The organism is Natronolimnohabitans innermongolicus JCM 12255 (assembly GCF_000337215.1).
Classification (GTDB): Archaea; Halobacteriota; Halobacteria; order Halobacteriales; family Natrialbaceae; genus Natronolimnohabitans; species Natronolimnohabitans innermongolicus.
Map to the genome: position 1 here is coordinate 90,943 of NZ_AOHZ01000018.1, position 17,831 is coordinate 108,773.

The window sequence follows — 17,831 nt, forward strand, 5'->3', positions numbered from 1 at the left end:
CGTTCCTGTCGGGGTTTCCTTTTGAGGGGGCGCTCAACAGACATCTGACGGCGTAACGCGACTCTCGAGTTCGCCATCGGCCGTCGCCACCAACTGAACGTTCGCACAGTCGGTTCCCCAGCCCGCGTCCTCGAGTCGAGCCCGGATCTCCGTGGCGGTGAGCTCGAGGCGGCGATCTCCGACCGACGCCTCGACGCGCCACTCGCCGGCGTGTTTCATCCAGTGTCCGGAGAGGTGCGACTCGTTACCGTTGGTGGGGTCCAGCGTCACGGTTCGCGTCCCCTCGCGGTCACCGGCCTCGTCCGTGACGCTCACCTCGAACCGGACGGTCTCGTCGGACTCGTTGACGGCCTCGAGGTGGTACAGCCGAATCGAGTGTCGCGTTCGGTACTGCGACCACGCGTAGCTCCCCGTGACCAGCGCTCCGAGAGCGCTGACGCCGATTCCGACGAGCGTCCGTCGGCCGTACCGAGCGACCATATCGATAGTTATCGCTAGCTAACATAAATCCCCTCGTCGCGTCGAGGTGCGCTTACTCGTACTCGTAGAACCCCTCGCCAGTTTTCTTCCCGAGGTCGCCGGCCTCGACTTTGCGTTTGAGCAGGTACGCCGGCTTGTACCGATCGCCGAGTTCCTCGTGGAGCGTTTCGGAGGCGTGCAAGCAGATGTCCAGCCCGATGTGATCGGCGAGCGTCAGCGGTCCCATCGGGACGTTCGTCCCGAGTTCCATGCCGGCGTCGATGTCCTCCTTCGTGGCGACGCCCTCGTCGTAGGCCCGAATCCCCTCGTTGATCCACGGCATCAGGATCCGGTTCGTGACGAAGCCGGGTTTGTCGTCGGACTCCCAGGTCGTCTTCCCCAGTTCCGCGGCGAGGTCGTGGGCCAACGCGGTCGCCTCGTCGGTCGTCTTCTCGCCGACGATGACCTCGACGCCCTCCATCACGGGGACGGGGTTCATGAAGTGCAGCCCGACCACGCGCTCGGGGTGCTCGAGGGCCGACGCGATCGAGGTGATCGAGAGCGTGCTCGTGTTCGTCGCGAGCAAGATGTCGGCGTCGCAGACTCGCTCCAGGTCGGCGAAGACCTCCCGTTTCACGTCGAGTTCTTCGAGGGCGGCTTCGACGACGAGGTCGCAGTCGGCCAGATCGCCGACTGCCGTGGTTCCCTCGATCCGACCGCGGATCGTCTCGGGGTCGTCCTCGAGTGCGTCCCGACTCTCGAGTCGCGAGAGGCTGTCGTCGATCGTCTCGAAGCCGCTCTCGACGAACTCCGCCTCGATATCACGCATGACGACGTCGTAGCCGGCGGCGGCGGCCACCTGCGCGATACCGCTGCCCATCGTTCCCGCGCCGACGACGCCGAGTCGCTCGAGTTGGTCGCGAACCATGGTCGTGGTTCTCCGGAAGCGGCCGTAAGCGTGGGGGTCGTCACATTCGCGACCGGGACCGTCGGTGACGTGGCGAGTGCGGGACGGCCTCCCGCTCGGTCAGTTTCGCTCCGGGGACAAGTTTCAAGACGAGACAGTGAGAGTTATCGACAACTGGTGGATGGCGTGAGCAAGAACGACGCTGTGAGCGAGCGGGGTGGGAGTCACACGGGTGACCGCGAGCACAGCGAACGCGGCGTCGAATCGGTCGACCTCGGCATCGGCATCGCGGTCGATCTCGACGTCGGAGCCGCTGGCCTCGAGACCGGTTCCGAGAGCCGCAGGAACGCCGAATCCGGATCCGGATCCGACGACAACTCCGGCGTCGAACTCGTATTCGACGAAGCCGAGGCGATCGACGGATCCGGGACGGCCGATGCGTCGACCGACGCCGTCTCTACCGACGGACCGTCGGTCGTCGAGAACGAGGATGGCCGAGCCGACCGCGACGCTCAGCTGACGGCCGACGAGCGCGACGCCCTCGCGGACGCCGCCGTCGATCCCGACGAAATCCGCGAGAAACGACGCTCCTACCGCGGGCTCCTCGACGCCGGCGTCGACGAGGCGACCGCGTCGGCGCTTCGGCGTCGCTTCTCGCTGCCGTGGTCGTTCGAGGGCGACGACGGCGACCTCGAGCGTCGTTCGAACGAGGTCCGCGGGCTGGGTGCAGCCGAACGGGAGTGGATCGCCGTCAGCAGCGACGAGCGCTGGCAGGCCTTCGAGTACGACCACTCGCCGATCGCCGCCGTCGGCCGCGAGCGCCCGACCGAGCGACCGTGGCCGAAACCGACGCCGGCGACGTCGGTGACCGGCGTCGGACCCGACGACGCCGACCGATTGGCCGAGGCCGGGATCCGGTCGGCGGAGCGTCTGGCGACGATCGACGCCTTCGCGGTTGCGAAGGCGCTGGACCTCGACGTCCTCCACGTCCGCAGCTGGCGACACAACGCGCGGGAACTGCTCGAGTACGGATCATCGACTCAGTGATTCATACTGTCGGACAGCAGTCAGTGCGCAGTCGTTCGCGAGTTCACAGTCGGCTCCGACGGCGACGACCGCAGTCGCGCGACCGGTCGTCAACTCGTGCTGTCCGGCAGTATCAGTAGGCGAGCTATCGACTCGAGTAGCCGAATCGTCGGTTTTCGCCGGTTCGCCTCGGTTCTCCGCCGCGTCTGGTTCCAGAAAGCATTTACCGAGTACGTCGCCACCACGGGTAATGGCCACGCGTCAGTTCGCCGAACGGGCAAGCGGGACGATCGGAAAATCCACCCTGTTCGCGACGCTCTTCGTCATCACGTTTCTGGCGCCGTTTCTCACGCTGCTGTTGCCGCTCGGTCTTCCGGACGCCGGTACCGCGCTCCTCCTGTTCCCGTTCGTGTGGACGGTCGAACGGTTCGGATTGTTGCTCTCCGAGTCGTGTGGGGGTTTCGGCTGCGTCGCCGTCGTCGTGTTCGCGCTGTACGTGCTCTATGCGCTCCTTGTGGCGCGGGTCGCGACAGCCGTCGTCTGGTACGGGCTGCAGTGGCGACGGTGAAACGACGTGCGCCGTCGTGTGCGTTCCCCTCGAGTAGTCGGCGCCAAACCGTCGTCGCTTGCGTTGGTCGGGACGGTCGGCACTCCCTAGGGCCGGTAGTTAACTACTGAAGTACGTAATATCGATGCTTCGGACCACCAGAGATATATAGCGGCCTCGTGGACCGTTCTAACAGATGATTCCGATCGACGACTCTCCGATCGTTCGCGACGGTAAGTCACTGATTCTGGCGATGGACCACGGATTAGAGCACGGTCCGGTCGACTTCGAGGACGTGCCGGAGAAGCTCGATCCGTCGACGGTCTTCGAGACGGCGACCCACGACGCCGTCACCGCGATGGCCGTCCAGAAAGGTATCGCAGAGGGCTACTACCCCAGCTACGAGGACGACGTGAACCTCCTGTTGAAGGTCAACGGGACCTCGAACCTCTGGATGGGCGAGTACGACTCGGCCGTCAACTGCTCGGTCGACTACGCGGCCGAGATCGGCGCCGACGCGATCGGCTTCACCCTCTACGGCGGCTCGAACCACGAAGTCGAGATGGCAGAAGAGTTCCGCGACGTCCAGGAGGACGCCCGCGAGCACGACCTCCCCGTCGTCATGTGGTCGTACCCGCGCGGCCAGGGCCTCAAAAACGACACCAAGCCGGACGTCATCTCGTATGCGAGCCGTCTCGGTCTCGAGCTGGGCGCCGACATCGCGAAGATCAAGTACCCCGGCAGTCCCGAAGCGATGGAACACGCCTGTAAGGCCGCCGGCAACATGAAGGTCGTCATGAGCGGCGGTTCGAAGACCTCCGACTACGAGTTCCTCTCGACCGTCGAGGCCGCCATCAACGCCGGCGCGAAGGGACTCGCCGTCGGCCGCAACGTCTGGCAGCGCGAGAACCCAACCCAGCTCCTCGATGCCCTTGAGAAGGTCATCTACGACGAGGAGACGGCCGACGCCGCACTCGAGGCGACCGAGTAGGAATGACTGATACGGATCCGATCGACGACGTCGTCGCCACGATCGCCCGCTCGGCCTCCGAAATCCGACAGGGGTTGATCGGGCGACGGGGCAAGGCCGACGAGACGAACCCGAGCGGCGAGGTGCAGGCTGAGGCCGACGTCTGGGCCGACGAACTGCTCGCCGACCGGCTGTCGTCGATCGACGGCGTCGCCCAGTACGCAAGCGAGGAGCGCTCCGAGATCATCGACGGCGGAGACGACGCCTACTGCGTCGCCGTCGACCCGCTCGACGGCTCGTCGAACCTCAAATCGAACAACACGATGGGGACGGTGTTCGGCATCTACGACGAACCACTCCCGGCGCCGGGATCCGCGCTCGTCGCCGCGGGGTTCATCCTCTACGGGCCGATCACGACGATGGCCTACGCCCGCAACGGGACGGTCACGAAGTACGAACTCACCGGCGGCGGCCGAACCGTCGTCGAGGAGGACGTGACGATCCCTGACGATCCGCTCGTCTACGGCTTCGGCGGTCGGGTCCCCGACTGGCCCGCCGACTTCCGGGAGTACGCCCGCGAGATCGAGTCCGATCCGAGCAACAAGCTCCGCTACGGCGGCGCGATGATCGGCGACGTCAACCAGGTGCTGACCTACGGCGGGATCTTCGCCTACCCCGCCCTCGAGGACAGTCCGCGCGGAAAGCTCCGACTCCAGTTCGAGGGGAACCCGATCGCCTACGTCATCGAGGCGGCCGGCGGTCGCTCCTCAGACGGCAGCCAGTCGATCCTCGAGGTCGAACCGACCGACCTCCACGATAGGGTGCCGCTACACGTCGGCAACACCGACTGGATCGACCGACTCGAGGCCGTCCTCGAGTAGGTCGAACTGCGATTCTTGCGTCGGCGTTCAGCGCTCGACAGCGACGGCTACTCCTCGCGCCGTTCGTCGATTCCGTCGTCGTACGTACTGCCGACGTCGATCCGAAAGTCGTCCAGCACGTCCCGACCGAGAACGAGCGGATACGTCGCCGCTGACCGGTCCTCGACCGTCGCATCGACGGTGCGTTCGGTACCGGCGATTCCGACGACGACGTCGACGATCGGCTCCCGCTGCGTCGTTTCGTCCCGGCCGGGTCTCGAGTCGTCGACCCGGATCGGCCCGGCGCCGACCGCGGCGGCGAGTTGCAGGTCGATTCGAGTTCGTGCCCGCCCCGTGTCGGCGCGTCCGACCGCCGCCTTCGTATCCGTCGTCCCGCTGACGACGACGCGTTCGGTGAGGCCGACGGTCGGCGCCTCGTCTTCGATCCCGTGGCCGCGAGTCGGCACGCTCGAGGGGATCGAGTCGTCGAGCGTCCCGCGCAAGGCAGCGACTCGATCGGCGTCGACCGACCCGCCGGCGCGCTCGATCGCGAGCGCCGCGATATCGGGCGCCGGGCTTCGTCCCGTCGCCCGGAAGAGCCCTCTGAAGCCGGCGGTCGGGTTGACCTCGAGGACGTACCAGCCGTCCGCGCCCTCGATGAGATCGACGCCCGCACAGTCCAGTCCGACCGCGGCCGTCGCGCGCCTGGCGATCCCGTCGACGGAGTCGGGAAGCGATGTCGTCACGTCCTCGACCGAACCGCCGCGCGAGACGTTGGTCCGCCACTCCTCCTCGGCCGCGTAGCGATACATCGCCCCGACGACGGCGTCGTCGACCACGTAGACGCGGAGATCTCGAGGACGTTCGCCCTCAGTCTCGACGAGTTCCTGGAGGAACGCCCGCCGGGAGCCGACGGTCCCCGTGAGCAGGTCCGATCGGTCGACCTTCCAGGCGCCGCCGCCGTGGGTTCCGACGACCGTTTTGTAGACGTGCTCCGCGCTGAATTCGGGCCTGACGCGCGCGAGTGGGCCCGAGCCGAGTGCGAGCGCCGTCTCGGGGACCGGAACGCCGGCCGCGACCAGCGCCGCGCCCGCCGCGATCTTGTGCGAGGCGAGCGCCGCGGCGTCGGGGTGGTTGACGATCGGACGGAAGCGAGCGATCGCGTTCGCGAACCCGGCCGCCTCGGCGGGCTGTGTCGCCGTCGACAACAGCAGTCGGTTGATCACCACGTCGACGTCCGGCTCCAGAACGAACCCCTCGTCCGTGAACCGTACAAGGACGTTCGTCTCGCGGAGCCAGACGGGTTCGTGGCCGAGGTCCTCGACGGCGTTACAGATCGCTTTCGACTCCTTGCTGTCGTGAAAGCTCAGGACGCCGACCCGGACCGGAGCGGCCGTCATCGGTTCTCCCGTTCGAACTCCGCCACCGTCAGTATCGTCTCGACGGCGACATCCGGCGAGACCGAGATCGAGTCGATTCCCTCCTCGAGCAGGAATTCGGAGTACGACGGGATCGTCGAGGGTGCGTCGCCGCAGATTCCGACCGGGCTGTCGTGACGGTGGGCTTCTTCGATCAGCTCGCTGATCGATCGTTTCACCGCGTCGTCGGACTCGTCGAACAGCGGCGCGAGCTTCTCGGAGTTTCGGTCGACGCCGAGGGTGAGCTGCGTGAGGTCGTTCGATCCGATCGAAAACCCATCGAACAGCTCCGCGAACCGGTCCGCGAGGACGATGTTCGAGGGCAGTTCAGCCATCACGTAGACGTCCATCTCGTCGCTCGAGAGGCCGTACTCGGCCATGATCTCGAGGACGCGCTCGCCCTCATCGGGCGTCCGACAGAACGGGACCATCACGATGACGTTGTCCAACCCCACTTCCTCGCGGACCTGGCGGAGCGCCTCGCACTCGAGGCGAAACGCCTCCCGAAACGCCTCGTCGTAGTACCGTGACGCGCCGCGCCAGCCGAGCATCGGGTTCGCCTCGTCGGGTTCGAACTTCCAGCCGCCTTCCAGATTCCGATACTCGTCGGTCTTGAAGTCGCTGAGCCGGAAGACGACCTCGTCGGGGTAGAACGCGGCGCCGATCTTCGCGATTCCCGTCCGGAGGGCGTCGACGAACTGCTCTTCCTCGCCGCGCTCGAGCAACTCGAGGGGATGGGAGCCGACGTGGGAGGTAACGATGAACTCCTCGCGGGCCAGACCGACACCGTCGACGGGGAGGGTCGCGAGCGCGAACGCTCGACCGGGATCTCCAAGGACCAGTCTAACGTCGGTGTCGGTCTCGGGGAGGTCGTCGACGACCGCTTCGGTGACCTCGTACTCGAGGTCGCTCGCGTACACGCGGCCGGTGTCGGTCGAACAGTCGACGGTGACGGACTCGCCGCTGGACAGCGAGTCGGTCGCCGAGCCGGTGCGAACGACGGCGGGAACGCCCAGTTCTCGAGCGACGATCGCGGCGTGGGAGGTTTTGCCCCCTCTGTCGGTGACGATGGCGCTCGCTCGCTTCATCACGGGCACCCAGTCGGGGTCGGTCATCTCGGTGACGAGCACGTCGCCGTCCTCGACAAGATCCATCCCGCGGTGGTCCTCGAGGACTCGGACGGTCCCGCCAGCGATCGCGTTCCCGATCGCGACGCCCTCGAGCAACGACTCGTCGGTCTCCTCGAGGCTGTACGTCCGGAGGACGGTTCCCTCGGCTGCCCCGTGGACCGTCTCCGGTCTGGCCTGGACGACGAACAACTCGTCGAGGTCGCCGTCGACGAGCCACTCGATATCCTGCGGCGTTCCGAAGTGGTCCTCGATTCGCGTCGCATACCGCGTCAACTCTCGGATTCGGTCGTCCGAGAGCGCGAACTCCGCTCGCTTTTCGTCCGGCACTGACTCGAGTTTGGTGCCGCCGTTGCGCCGGACCATTTGCTGGGACTTCCCGCCGCATTCTTTCTCGACGATGCCGGTCGTCGGCTTGAAGACGACGTACCGATCGGGATCGACGACGCCCTGGACGATCGGTTCACCGAAGCCGTAGGCGGCCTCGATCGTGACGACCTCGTCAAACCCGGTATCGGGGTCGAGCGTGAACAGGACGCCCGACGAGGCGAGGTCGGCCCGCCCCATCTTCTGAACCGCGCAGGCGAGTTTGACGTCGAAGTGATCGAAGTCGTTGTTCTCGCGGTAGACGATCGCGCGGTCGGTAAACAGCGAGGCGAAACAGTGTTTGATCGACTCGAGCAGTTCGGTTTCGCCGGCGACGTTCAGGAACGTCTCCTGCTGGCCGGCGAAGGAGGCTTCGGGGAGGTCCTCGGCGGTCGCGGAACTTCTGACTGCGACCTCCGGCTCGTCGATTCCGAGTTCGTCTCCCAGCGCGTCGTATCGCTCGCGGATCGCCGACTCGAGTTTTGGCGGCATCGTGGCCTCCGAAATTGCGCGTCTGATCCGCTCTCCGCGTCGCTGGAGGGCCGTGACGTCGTCGACGTTCAGTCCCTCGAGTTGCGATTCGATCTCGGCGTGGATCCCGGTCTCCTCGACGTAGTAGTCGTAGGCCGACGCGGTCGTCGTGAACCCGGGCAGGACGGGCACGTCGAGGTCGGCGAGTTCGCCGAGGTTCGCGCTCTTGCCGCCGACGGCGTCGGTGTCGTCGCCGCTCAACGCTTCGAGCCATCGGACGAACGAATCTCGTGACATAAGTCTGTCACTCGGACCACGTCGACGACAATAAGTTCGCAGGGGGTGACGGACGGCACGAGCACCCCAGGATTATCCCGCTGGGTCTGGGAGGGAGCCGTGCTATGCAGGACGCCCACGCCCGACTGGAAGCGGACATCGCCGCGCTCGAGGAGTTACCCGTGTTCGTCGCCTACAACGCGAACGTCGACGCGATCGTACGGGTCGGCGAGGAACTCGAGTCGTTCCTCGAGCGCCCGTCCGATCCGGGTTCCGAACTGCCGTCGAGTCCACTCGAGTCGAAACGGGAACTCGCGGCGGCGATCGCGCACACGATGGCCGCCGGCCGCGGCGACGAAATCGCGATGGCGGACGAGTTCGCCGCGACGCTCGAGGCGGAGTTAGCGCCCGACAGCCAGCAGATGGGGGGCCAGGCGGGGATCATGACGAACCTGCTCACCGCGCTTGGAACCGCACCGATCACGTACACGTATCTCGTTTCCGAGCGACAGCTGTCGATGTTCGACCGCCCCGACGAGGTGCGGTATCCGAGCGTCGAGGACGGCCGGGTGAGCTACGTGCCCCTCACCGAGGCCGTCAACACGGACCGAACGAAGATCAACTGGGTGTTCGAGTTCAGGGAGGGCGACGAGTTCTTCGGCGTGACCGCGCCGGAAGACACCCGGTTCATCGCGGCCTCGAGGCCGCCGGAGTTCGATCTCTCCGCGGGAGAACTCGACGAGGCGATCGATCAGGTCGGCGAGGACGTCGAGGGCGCATTACTGGCAGGATATCACAATCTCACGCCCGACCACGTCGAAGAGGGGTACGAGGAGACTCACAAACACGCACGCGAGGTTATCCGCCGACTTCGGTCGGAAAGCGACGTCGACGTCCACGTCGAGTACGCCGTGACCCACGACGACGACCTCAGAGACAGCATGTACGAGTGGATCCTGCCGGAGGCGAACGTCGTGGGGGCGGATACGCACGAGCTGACGATGTTGCACGACGACGCAGGTATCGACGCCGTTGAGGAGCCACCGTCGGAGGCGACGCCGTTCGAGCCCGAGGAGATACTCGACCACTACCGAATGCTCGAGGCGGTCCGCGAGGAACTCGGCGTCGACTGTCTGCAACTCCACGCGATGGAGTACCACCTCGCCGTGATGGAGTCGTACCACTCGCCCGAGGCGCTCCGACGGGGCCTCGAGTTCTCCGCCGTCAACGCCGCGACGAAGGCGGCGCTGGGACATATCTCCGAACCCAAGGATCTCGAGACCGGGCTGGAGTACGAGCCCTCGACGAAGGGGCGGGAGGCGATCGAACTACTGGCTGATCACGTCGTCGAGACGGCCGAGGACGGCGTCCTCGAGACCCCCACCGTCGCCGCCTGTCCGAACCGCGTCGTCGACGAGCCGGCGGGGACGGTCGGCATCGGGGACATCGTCTCCTCGTCGAGCTTTATTCTGGAACTCGCCGCTGCCAACGACCGGTAAGCGGGTGAGACGGTGGCCGAACGGCGCCATCACGGCTGCTCGGCGCTCACCGGCACGCAAAACACCGGCACCTCGGCCTGGCGGACGACGTTTTCCGTGACGCTCCCGAGGAACCACTGGCCGATCCCCGTTCGGCCGTGAGTCCCCATGACGATCAGGTCGACGTCGGTCTCGGTCGCGTACGCGGGAATCTCCCTCACCGGGGAGCCAGTTACGGTCGACCCCGAAACGCTCACGCCGACATCCTCGCCGCGTCCTTTGACCGAGGCGATCGTTTTTTCGCCCCTGTGTTCGAGCGCCTCGAGGAGTTCGGTAGCCGCCGGCTCGTCGGCGAACGGACTCGTATCGATCGAGTAGAGCGCATGTACCGACGACTCGAGTCGGCGTGCGAGTTCGATCCCCCACTCGGTCGCGATCGCCGCGCCGTCGCTGCCGTCCGTGGGCAGAAGGAACCGATCGAACGGGACCTCGTCGATCGCGGGCTCGTCGGCGTTCGGCGGCACCGCGAGCACGGGGGTTCGTGCCGTTCGAAGGACGTTTTCGGTCACGCTGCCGAGGAGCACCCTGTCGAGCCCCGTTCGGCCCTTCGTCCCCATGACGATGACGTCGATCTCGCGTCGACTGGCGTACTCTCTGATCGACTGGAACGGCGTGCCCGTCCTGATCGTCGTCGTAACGTCGAGTTCGTCGTCGTGGTCCGCGGCCAGCCGGGCGATCTCCTCGACTGCGTCCTCGGCGCGCTCTTCGAGGGGCGGAAACTCGAGGTCGTCGAACTCCCCTTCGCGGACTTGGGATTCGACGACCGATACGACGTGGACGTCGGCGTCGATCCGCGATGCGAGCGCGATCCCGCGTTTGGCTCCGGCGAGCGCTCCGTCGCTGCCGTCGGTCGGTATCAGTATCGCTTCGATGAACCGGCTCATAGGTGGGTCCCGGATTGCTTCACCGCCTCGGCGGATAACTGTGTGGGGGTCCCGGCGGTCGGACGCCACGCCGTCAGGACTTGCTCTCTAGGGCCTCGACGAAAATCTCGAGCAGGTCGACGACCTGCCGGGGCAGCAAGAACCGTTCCCGGACGTGTTCCCGGGCGTTGTCGCCGAACGTTCGTCGACGCTCGTCGTCCTCGAGCAGGTCGACGATCCGGTCGCCGGCACTCGTCGCGTCGTCCGGCTCGACGAGGAAGCCGTTTCGACCGTCTTCGACCTGGAGCGGGATCCCACCGACCGTCGAGCCGATCACCGGCGTGCGCTTCCAGAGCGCCTCCGAGACGACGAGTCCGAACCCCTCGCGCAGGGACTTCTGGACGACGACGTCCGACAGCCGCTGGAGGGCGTTGATCGTCGCGTCCGGGAGGTCGGTCAGGACGTGGACGTCCGGATCGTCGACCGCTTCGTCAGCGACCCGCTCGTAGAACTCGAGGCCCTCCGGATCGTCGCCGGCCATCCCGCCGGCCAGCGCCAACTGGAGTTCCGGAACCTCGGCTTTGGCGGTTCGATACGCCTCGAGCGTTCCGAACTGGTCCTTCCACGGGTCGAAGCGAGACACCTGCGTCACCACCGGCGTGTCGAACGAGAGCGGATCCAGGTGGTCGCGTTCGGCCGCCAGCTCTCCCTCCTCGAGCGATCGATTCTTTGCCGTCACCGGATCGATCGAAGGGTAGACGATGCTCGTCGCCGGGACGTCGACCGCCGCGTACGCCGAGCGACTGAAGATCGCGTGGTCGATCGGATCGGTGTACGCCGAGACGAACGCGAGGTAGTCCTCGACCGGATCGGTGAGATCGACGTGACACCGCCAGAGGATGGGCGCGTCCGGCAGTCGTTCCTCGAGTCGCTCGAGCATGCCGAGCGTCTGGGGATCGTGAGCCAGCACGAGGTCGTACTCGTCTTCGATCTCGACGGCGTTGGCTTCGGTCACCTCGCGATAGGTCGCTTTCATCTCGTCGGTCAGCGGCTCGGCGTTCCCCTGGAGCCCGTTGTGCATCGCCTTCGTGACTTCGAAGAAGTCATCGTCGGCGTCCATGACGAGCCAGTCGGTTTCGACGTCGAGGTCGTTGCAAACCGGCACGATCGAGCGGAGCAACTCCGCGACGCCGCCGCCAGTCGCGGTCGAATTGACGTGAAGGACCCGGACGTCCGAAAGCGTCTCGGCGAGCTCGCGGAGCCGCTCGAGGCGGTCGCCGCTCGTCACGGGGGCGTAGGCCTCGATCGATCGGTTCGAAAGTGAGGGGGGATGCATCGTCTACGCGACACCACCACGACGACGCTCGTATCAGTTGGGGTCGATCCGATCAAAACGAATTAGAAGCCTTGTATCTCCCGATATCCAACGTCTCGGGCCAACAAATTTACCCACCGAAGGTGGAGTCCCCTCCATGAACGGGAACACGAACGACGGCTCCGAAAGCGACGAAACGCTTCGCATCGGACTCAACGGCTTCGGACGGGTCGGGCGGTGTCTCCTCCGTGCGTCGCTGACCCACGACGACGTCGACGTCGTGGCGATCAACGACGTGATGGACGACGACGACATGGAGTATTTGCTCACGTACGACTCGGTCCACGGGCGGCTCGACGGCGTCTCTCGCCGCGACGACACGCTCTTCGTGGACGACCAGGAGTTCCGGTTGTTCTCCGAGCGCGAGCCGTCGGAACTCCCGTGGGACGAACTGGACGTCGACGTCGCCTTCGAAGCGACGGGGCTGTTCCGGACCCGCGACGAGGCCGCCCAGCACCTCGAGGCCGGCGCGGACAAGGTGATCATCTCCGCACCGCCGAAAGGCGAGCAGGACGTACCGATGTTCGTCTACGGCGTCAACCATCACGAGTACGACGGCGCGGACGTCCTCTCGAACGCCTCCTGTACGACGAACTCGGTCGCGCCGGTTCTCCAGGTTCTCAACGAGGATTTCGAGATCGTCTCCGGACTCCTGACGACCGTCCACGCCTACACCGGCAGTCAGGGGCTCGTGGACGGCCCCATGGAGAAGCGACGGCGCGGCCGCGCCGCCGCCGAGAACATCGTTCCGACGACGACCGGTGCGGCCGGGTCGACCAGCGAAGTGCTTCCCGAGTTCGAGGGTAAACTCGAAGGGATGGCGATGCGGGTCCCGGTTCCGAACGGGTCGGTTACCGACATCACCGTCAACATCGAGGAGGACATCGAGCGCGAGGAGGTGATCGACGCGATCCAGGCGGCGGCCGACGACAGGCTGGCCGGCGTTCTCGGCTACACCAACGACGAGATCGTCTCGCGGGACATCGTCGGGCTGCCGTTCGCCTCGTACGTCGACCTCGAGTCGCTGATGGTCGCGGCCAAAGACACGGTAAAAGTACTGGCCTGGTACGACAACGAGTACGGCTTCTCGAACCAGATGATTAAACTCGCGAAACACGTCGCGAGCGAATCGGAGAGCATCGACGCCGACCGAACCGTCGCGCACTGACGAGCGGAACTCGCGTACGCACCAGTCACCAACTATGACTACGTTTCAGACGATCGACGATCTCGAGCCCGGGCGTCGACTGCTCGTCCGGATCGACGTCAACGCCGCCGTCGAAGACGGTATCGTCCAGGACAGTCGCCGATTCGCCCGCCACGCCGAAACGATCCGGGAGTTGCTCGCGGACGACCACGCGGTCGCTCTGCTCGCCCACCAGGGTCGACCGGGGCGGGACACGTTCGTCTCGCTCGAGGGTCACGCCGAGATCCTCGCCGACCACCTCGATCACCCCGTCGCGTTCGTCGCTGACACGGCCGGCGAGGACGCGCTCGCGGCCATCGAGGACCTCGAGTCGGGCGACGTGCTCCTCCTCGGGAACGTCCGGATGTGCGACGAGGAGTTACCCGAGGAAGAGCCCGACGTGAAAGCCGAGACGGCTCTCGTCCGAACGCTCGCCCCGGCGTTCGACGCCTACGTCGGCGACGCGTACTCGGCCGCGCATCGATCTCACGCCTCGATCGTCGGCTTTCCGCGCGTCATGGACGCCTACGCCGGTCGGGTGATGGAACGGGAGTACACGGCAATCACCGCCGTCCGGGAGCGCGAGTTCGACGGCCCGGTAACGATGGTTCTCGGCGGCACGAAGGCGGAAGACACCATCCCGATCGTCGAACGGCTCGACGACACCGTCGACAGGTTCTGTCTCGGCGGCGTCGTCGGCGAACTGTTCCTGCGGGCCGACGGTCACGACGTGGGGTACGACGTCGCGGGTAGCTCCCGATTCGACCACCAGTGGGAAACGCATCGTGACGACCTCGAGCGTATCCTCGACGCCTACCGCGACGAGCTGTTTCTCCCGACCGACCTCGCCGACGAAGACGGCGACGGGAACCGCAGGGAGGTCCCGGTCGACGGGATTCGAAAGAGCCAGCCCTTCCTCGACGTCGGCTCCGAGACGGCCGATCGCTACGCGGACCTCGCGTCCGACTCCGCAGCGGTGTTCGTCAAGGGCGCACTCGGCGTCTTCGAGGACGAGCGCTTCGCCGACGGCACCGTGACGGTCGTCTCGGCGATCGCCGAGTCCGACTGCTTCTCCGTCGTCGGCGGCGGCGACACCGCTCGCGTCGTCGAACTGTACGACGTCGACGAGGACGACTTCTCGCGCGTCACGATCGCCGGCGGGGCGTACGTTCGAGCGCTCACGGGCGAACCGCTCGTCGGCATCGACGTCCTCGAGGACCAGCACTGACACCCACCCTGACCGATTCACTCATGACCACGACCACCACTGCCGTCGTTCTGGCCGGCGGCTACGCGACTCGCCTGTGGCCGCTCACGAGACACCGCCCCAAGATGTTCCTCCCGCTCGGGGAGACGACCGTCATCGAGCGAATCTACGCCGAACTCGAGGCGATCGATCGAATCGACGAGGTCTACGTGAGCACGAACGAACGGTTCGCCGCCGACTTCGAGGCCCACCTTGCGGACAGTCCGTACGAGAAACCGCGCCTGTCCGTCGAGGAGACCGAACACGAGGACGAGAAACTCGGCGTCGTCGGCGCGCTCGCCCAGTTGATCGACCGCGAGGGGATCGACGACGACCTGCTCGTGATCGCGGGCGACAACCGCTTCGACTTCGCGCTCGAGGAGTTCCTCGAGTACTTCGATCGCCGGGAGGGGCCGGCGATCGCCGCCCACGACGTCGGCTCCCGGGAGCGAGCCACGTCCTACGGCGTGCTCGAACTGGACGGCGAACGCGTCGTCGACTTCCAGGAGAAACCGGACGAACCGGAGAGCACGCTCGTCTCGATCGGCTGCTACGCGTTCCCCGGGGAGACCCTGTCGCTGTTCGGACCGTACCTCGAGGCGGGAAACGATCCGGACGAGCCCGGCTGGTTCGTCCAGTGGCTTCAGGATCGGGAATCGACGTACGCCTACGTCTTCGAGGACGCCTGGTTCGACATCGGAACCCGAGAGAGTTACCTCGACGCCGTCGCCTGGGCGCTCGACGGCGAGTCGCGCGTCGCCGATTCGGCGACCGTCCGGGAGAGCACCGTCGGCGACGGCGTTCACGTACTTCCGGGCGCGACGCTCGTCGACGCCGACGTCGAACGGTCGGTGGTTTTCCCCGACGCGACCCTCGAGTCGACGACGGTACGGCGATCCGTCGTCGACGAGGGCGCGACCATCAGCGGCTACGACCTCGACCGCGCGCTGATCGGCGCCTACACGCGATTGCCGGACGAGCGGTGACGTCGCCGTCGGCGTCGCCCCTCACGCATCAGTCCCGCCACGCGGCCGTGACGGCGACGTAGAGGCCGATACCGCCGATTAACAGGACGTAGAACAGCCACCGTGGCCAGGCGTTTTCGAGGAACAACAGCGTCAGGAGCAACACCCAGCAGGTAGCGACGAACAGGTCGACGGCGAGTCGCAAGACGGTGTAGATCGCGCTCCGGACGGATCGGTTGTCGCGAGCGGTGTCGGCGGGACTGTCGGTTGCGGTGTCAGTTGCCATGGATGATCAGAAGTGATAGCCGTACGCTTCGGTCAGCTTGTACGCGCCAACGCCCCAGACGTAACTCTGGCCGGGCCACCACGTCCGGGCGTTGTTGAACCCCGCGACGAGGACGTCGCCGTCTTCGCCTTCCGGGTCGGCGTGAAAGCTCACCGAGCCGCTGTCGCCGTCGGTCAGGTCCATCTCGCCGCCCCAGCGAATCTGCCCGTACCGGCAGAATTCGTCGGTGAAACAGGTCACCGCGTCGATTCCCTGGATCGCACCGGTCGTGTGGCCGGTTACGGCACCGACTTTCTCGAGTTCCTCGCCGCGTGCGATGAGATCCGCGAGCCCCATCCGGGTGTACTGTCCGCGAACGCGACTCGGTCGAGTCGTGTCGATCGTCGGCGACGGGGCGACGTCGCCGTTCGACGCGACGGCGGCGACGTCTTCGACCGGATGGGCGTGTTCGACGACCCCCAGATCGATCGCGTCCTCGTTTGCGATCGGAAGCGAGAGGACGTCCTCGTTCGGTTCGGCGCCGTCCTCGAAGGCGTGTTCGGCCGTCACGAAGTACTCGCGTTCCGTCTCCGGATCGTACATCGCGGGGCCGAGCGTGGCGATGCTCCCCGGCGTCTCGCAGGCGACGCCGCTCGGAACGTCGCTCGAGCGCGACTCGAGGAACCGCGGTTCGACGCTCTCCGGTCCGTCCCCGATGTCCTCGATGTCGATGATCGATTCGAAGTCGATCGTGACGTTGTCGAAGAGGCCGTCGAACGTCTCGCGAAACGAGTCGAGGTCGGTCGAGATGCCGACGGAGACCGAGGCCGTGCCGTCGTCGTAGGAGCCGGGAACGACCGCGCTGCCGAGGTAGCCCGTAAACGCCGTCCGCGCGAGCAGTTCGTTCAACTCGAGGGCCTGCTCGACGGCGGCGTACCAGTCGGCCGGTACGTACCGGACGCGTTCCTCGATCGACCACGGATCGTCGGGATCCGAACGGACGAGCGCGGTGACGATCGGCACCTCGCCGTCGTCGGCCGCCAGAAAGTCGTCGACGCCGAGAACGCTGGCGAGTCCCACTGCGTACCCGCCGGTAGCCAGGGTCCGCAGAAACTCGCGCCGGTCCATGCCCGCGTCGATTCGATCGCGGAGCGTCGCGAGTCGGTGTTCAAGAGATGGAGATTGTGTGCCTACCATGCCGCACTGGTGAATCCGAGTGTCGATTTCTCCCGTGCGGTCATAGCTAATGTCCACATACACGGGCCGATCGATGACAACCGAATGTAACGACGAATTCGACAAAAGCGGTTATGCCTGCAGCTGCCGCTGATACCGACCGTTTTGCACCTCCATAAGACGACATATTTTCCGGTATCGTCCCGAGCGCACGTAGTCGCCAGCAGCGGTCGCTCGCTGGGTCTCGTCGGTCCGCGAGTGACGGGATAGCGACGAACCGACCCGTCGAAGGTCGTGGCGCACCCGATATAATACGTGGACGACTGAACGCAAGCGTTCGTGTCGGTCGCCCGGCCAGCATACAGTGTCTCCGTGCTGGTGACCACGGAGGCAGACACTGCCGGCGGGCCGGTTCGACGATCGCACTCGCGAGGACTCGAACGGCGCTTCGCTCGGTGGTACGACTCACTCCCGATCGGTTCGCGTCCCGCGACACGCGATCCTCCTCATCCCCTCGTGGCGAGCTTCGAACGATCAGTGGCGGTCTGTGGACGCGAACCGCTCTCTCCTCTCTTTCCCGCTGTGTCTCGAGCCGGTGCTCGGTTCTACGGCTCGAGTCGCGACGGAGTCGCTCGTGTTATGCCGCGGTTACGACCTGCAGCCGGCGACAAATCCGCCGCCGGCGACGAGACCGATGGTCGTCACGCCCGAGTTGTTCTCGCACCGTCTGTGCAGGTGTCGCTGAGTCGTTCCGACCGTTTGTCTCGGCTTACCACGCCGTAACGCCGCC

Annotated in this window: 16 protein-coding genes; 8 read left to right on the forward strand and 8 right to left on the reverse strand. The window is 66.0% G+C overall.

Features of this window, described 5'->3' with window-relative positions; genetic code table 11:
• Positions 1–33: 33 nt before the first annotated feature.
• On the reverse strand, positions 34–480 hold the full coding sequence (locus tag C493_RS04205) for a hypothetical protein (RefSeq protein ID WP_007258164.1): 447 nt from the start codon (positions 478–480) through the stop codon (positions 34–36).
• A 52-nt stretch (positions 481–532) separates the two neighbouring features.
• The gene (locus C493_RS04210) at positions 533–1,387 is read right to left on the reverse strand and encodes a 3-hydroxyacyl-CoA dehydrogenase family protein (RefSeq protein WP_007258165.1); all 855 of its coding nucleotides are present in this window, start codon (positions 1,385–1,387) and stop codon (positions 533–535) included.
• A gap of 165 nt (positions 1,388–1,552) precedes the next feature.
• Here C493_RS04210 and C493_RS04215 point away from each other — a divergent pair, with 165 nt between their 5' ends.
• The 4 genes from C493_RS04215 to C493_RS04230 all read left to right on the forward strand — a co-directional run bounded on the left by C493_RS04215 (position 1,553) and on the right by C493_RS04230 (position 4,790).
• The gene (locus tag C493_RS04215) at positions 1,553–2,413 is read left to right on the forward strand and encodes a hypothetical protein (RefSeq protein WP_007258166.1); all 861 of its coding nucleotides are present in this window, start codon (positions 1,553–1,555) and stop codon (positions 2,411–2,413) included.
• 229 nt (positions 2,414–2,642) lie between these two features.
• Positions 2,643–2,960 (forward strand): hypothetical protein, encoded by a 318-nt coding sequence (locus tag C493_RS04220; RefSeq protein ID WP_007258167.1) that lies wholly within the window; start codon positions 2,643–2,645, stop codon positions 2,958–2,960.
• Positions 2,961–3,135: 175 nt separating this feature from the next.
• Complete coding sequence (locus C493_RS04225) at positions 3,136–3,930, forward strand: class I fructose-bisphosphate aldolase (protein WP_007258168.1); 795 nt, start codon at positions 3,136–3,138, stop codon at positions 3,928–3,930.
• Between the two features lie 2 nt (positions 3,931–3,932).
• Positions 3,933–4,790: a class 1 fructose-bisphosphatase gene (locus C493_RS04230; RefSeq protein ID WP_007258169.1), complete on the forward strand. Its 858-nt coding sequence runs from the start codon at positions 3,933–3,935 to the stop codon at positions 4,788–4,790.
• Between the two features lie 47 nt (positions 4,791–4,837).
• Here the strand turns inward: C493_RS04230 and C493_RS04235 are convergent, their stop codons facing one another.
• Together C493_RS04235 and ppsA are read right to left on the reverse strand one after the other, a co-directional pair.
• Positions 4,838–6,169, reverse strand: a complete 1,332-nt coding sequence (locus tag C493_RS04235; RefSeq protein WP_007258170.1) for an ATP-grasp domain-containing protein — start codon at positions 6,167–6,169, stop codon at positions 4,838–4,840.
• Positions 6,166–8,448: a pyruvate, water dikinase gene (gene ppsA, locus C493_RS04240; protein WP_007258171.1), complete on the reverse strand. Its 2,283-nt coding sequence runs from the start codon at positions 8,446–8,448 to the stop codon at positions 6,166–6,168. Before ppsA ends, C493_RS04235 begins: the two co-directional genes overlap by 4 nt.
• 104 nt (positions 8,449–8,552) lie before the next feature.
• Here ppsA and C493_RS04245 point away from each other — a divergent pair, with 104 nt between their 5' ends.
• Positions 8,553–9,926 (forward strand): ADP-dependent glucokinase/phosphofructokinase, encoded by a 1,374-nt coding sequence (locus C493_RS04245; protein WP_007258172.1) that lies wholly within the window; start codon positions 8,553–8,555, stop codon positions 9,924–9,926.
• Between the two features lie 29 nt (positions 9,927–9,955).
• Here the strand turns inward: C493_RS04245 and C493_RS04250 are convergent, their stop codons facing one another.
• Positions 9,956–10,849, reverse strand: a complete 894-nt coding sequence (locus C493_RS04250) for a universal stress protein (protein WP_007258173.1) — start codon at positions 10,847–10,849, stop codon at positions 9,956–9,958.
• A 73-nt stretch (positions 10,850–10,922) separates the two neighbouring features.
• Positions 10,923–12,164 carry a glycosyltransferase gene (locus C493_RS04255; RefSeq protein ID WP_007258174.1) on the reverse strand — a complete coding sequence of 414 codons (1,242 nt, stop codon included), beginning with the start codon at positions 12,162–12,164 and terminating at the stop codon, positions 10,923–10,925.
• Between the two features lie 136 nt (positions 12,165–12,300).
• On the opposite strand from C493_RS04255, the gene gap reads away from it, so the two are divergent.
• Genes gap through C493_RS04270 form a run of 3 tightly spaced genes read left to right on the forward strand, consistent with a single transcriptional unit; the run spans position 12,301 to position 15,621 of the window.
• Positions 12,301–13,371, forward strand: coding sequence for a type I glyceraldehyde-3-phosphate dehydrogenase (gene gap / locus C493_RS04260; protein WP_007258175.1), 1,071 nt, complete (start codon positions 12,301–12,303; stop codon positions 13,369–13,371).
• A gap of 34 nt (positions 13,372–13,405) precedes the next feature.
• Positions 13,406–14,617, forward strand: coding sequence for a phosphoglycerate kinase (locus C493_RS04265; RefSeq protein WP_007258176.1), 1,212 nt, complete (start codon positions 13,406–13,408; stop codon positions 14,615–14,617).
• A gap of 23 nt (positions 14,618–14,640) precedes the next feature.
• On the forward strand, positions 14,641–15,621 hold the full coding sequence (locus C493_RS04270) for a sugar phosphate nucleotidyltransferase (RefSeq protein ID WP_007258177.1): 981 nt from the start codon (positions 14,641–14,643) through the stop codon (positions 15,619–15,621).
• 28 nt (positions 15,622–15,649) lie between these two features.
• Here C493_RS04270 and C493_RS04275 read toward each other — a convergent pair whose 3' ends face one another.
• Positions 15,650–15,886, reverse strand: coding sequence for a hypothetical protein (locus tag C493_RS04275; protein ID WP_007258178.1), 237 nt, complete (start codon positions 15,884–15,886; stop codon positions 15,650–15,652).
• Positions 15,887–15,892: 6 nt separating this feature from the next.
• Positions 15,893–16,993, reverse strand: a complete 1,101-nt coding sequence (locus tag C493_RS04280) for a hypothetical protein (protein ID WP_007258179.1) — start codon at positions 16,991–16,993, stop codon at positions 15,893–15,895.
• Between the last annotated feature and the right edge of the window lie 838 nt (positions 16,994–17,831).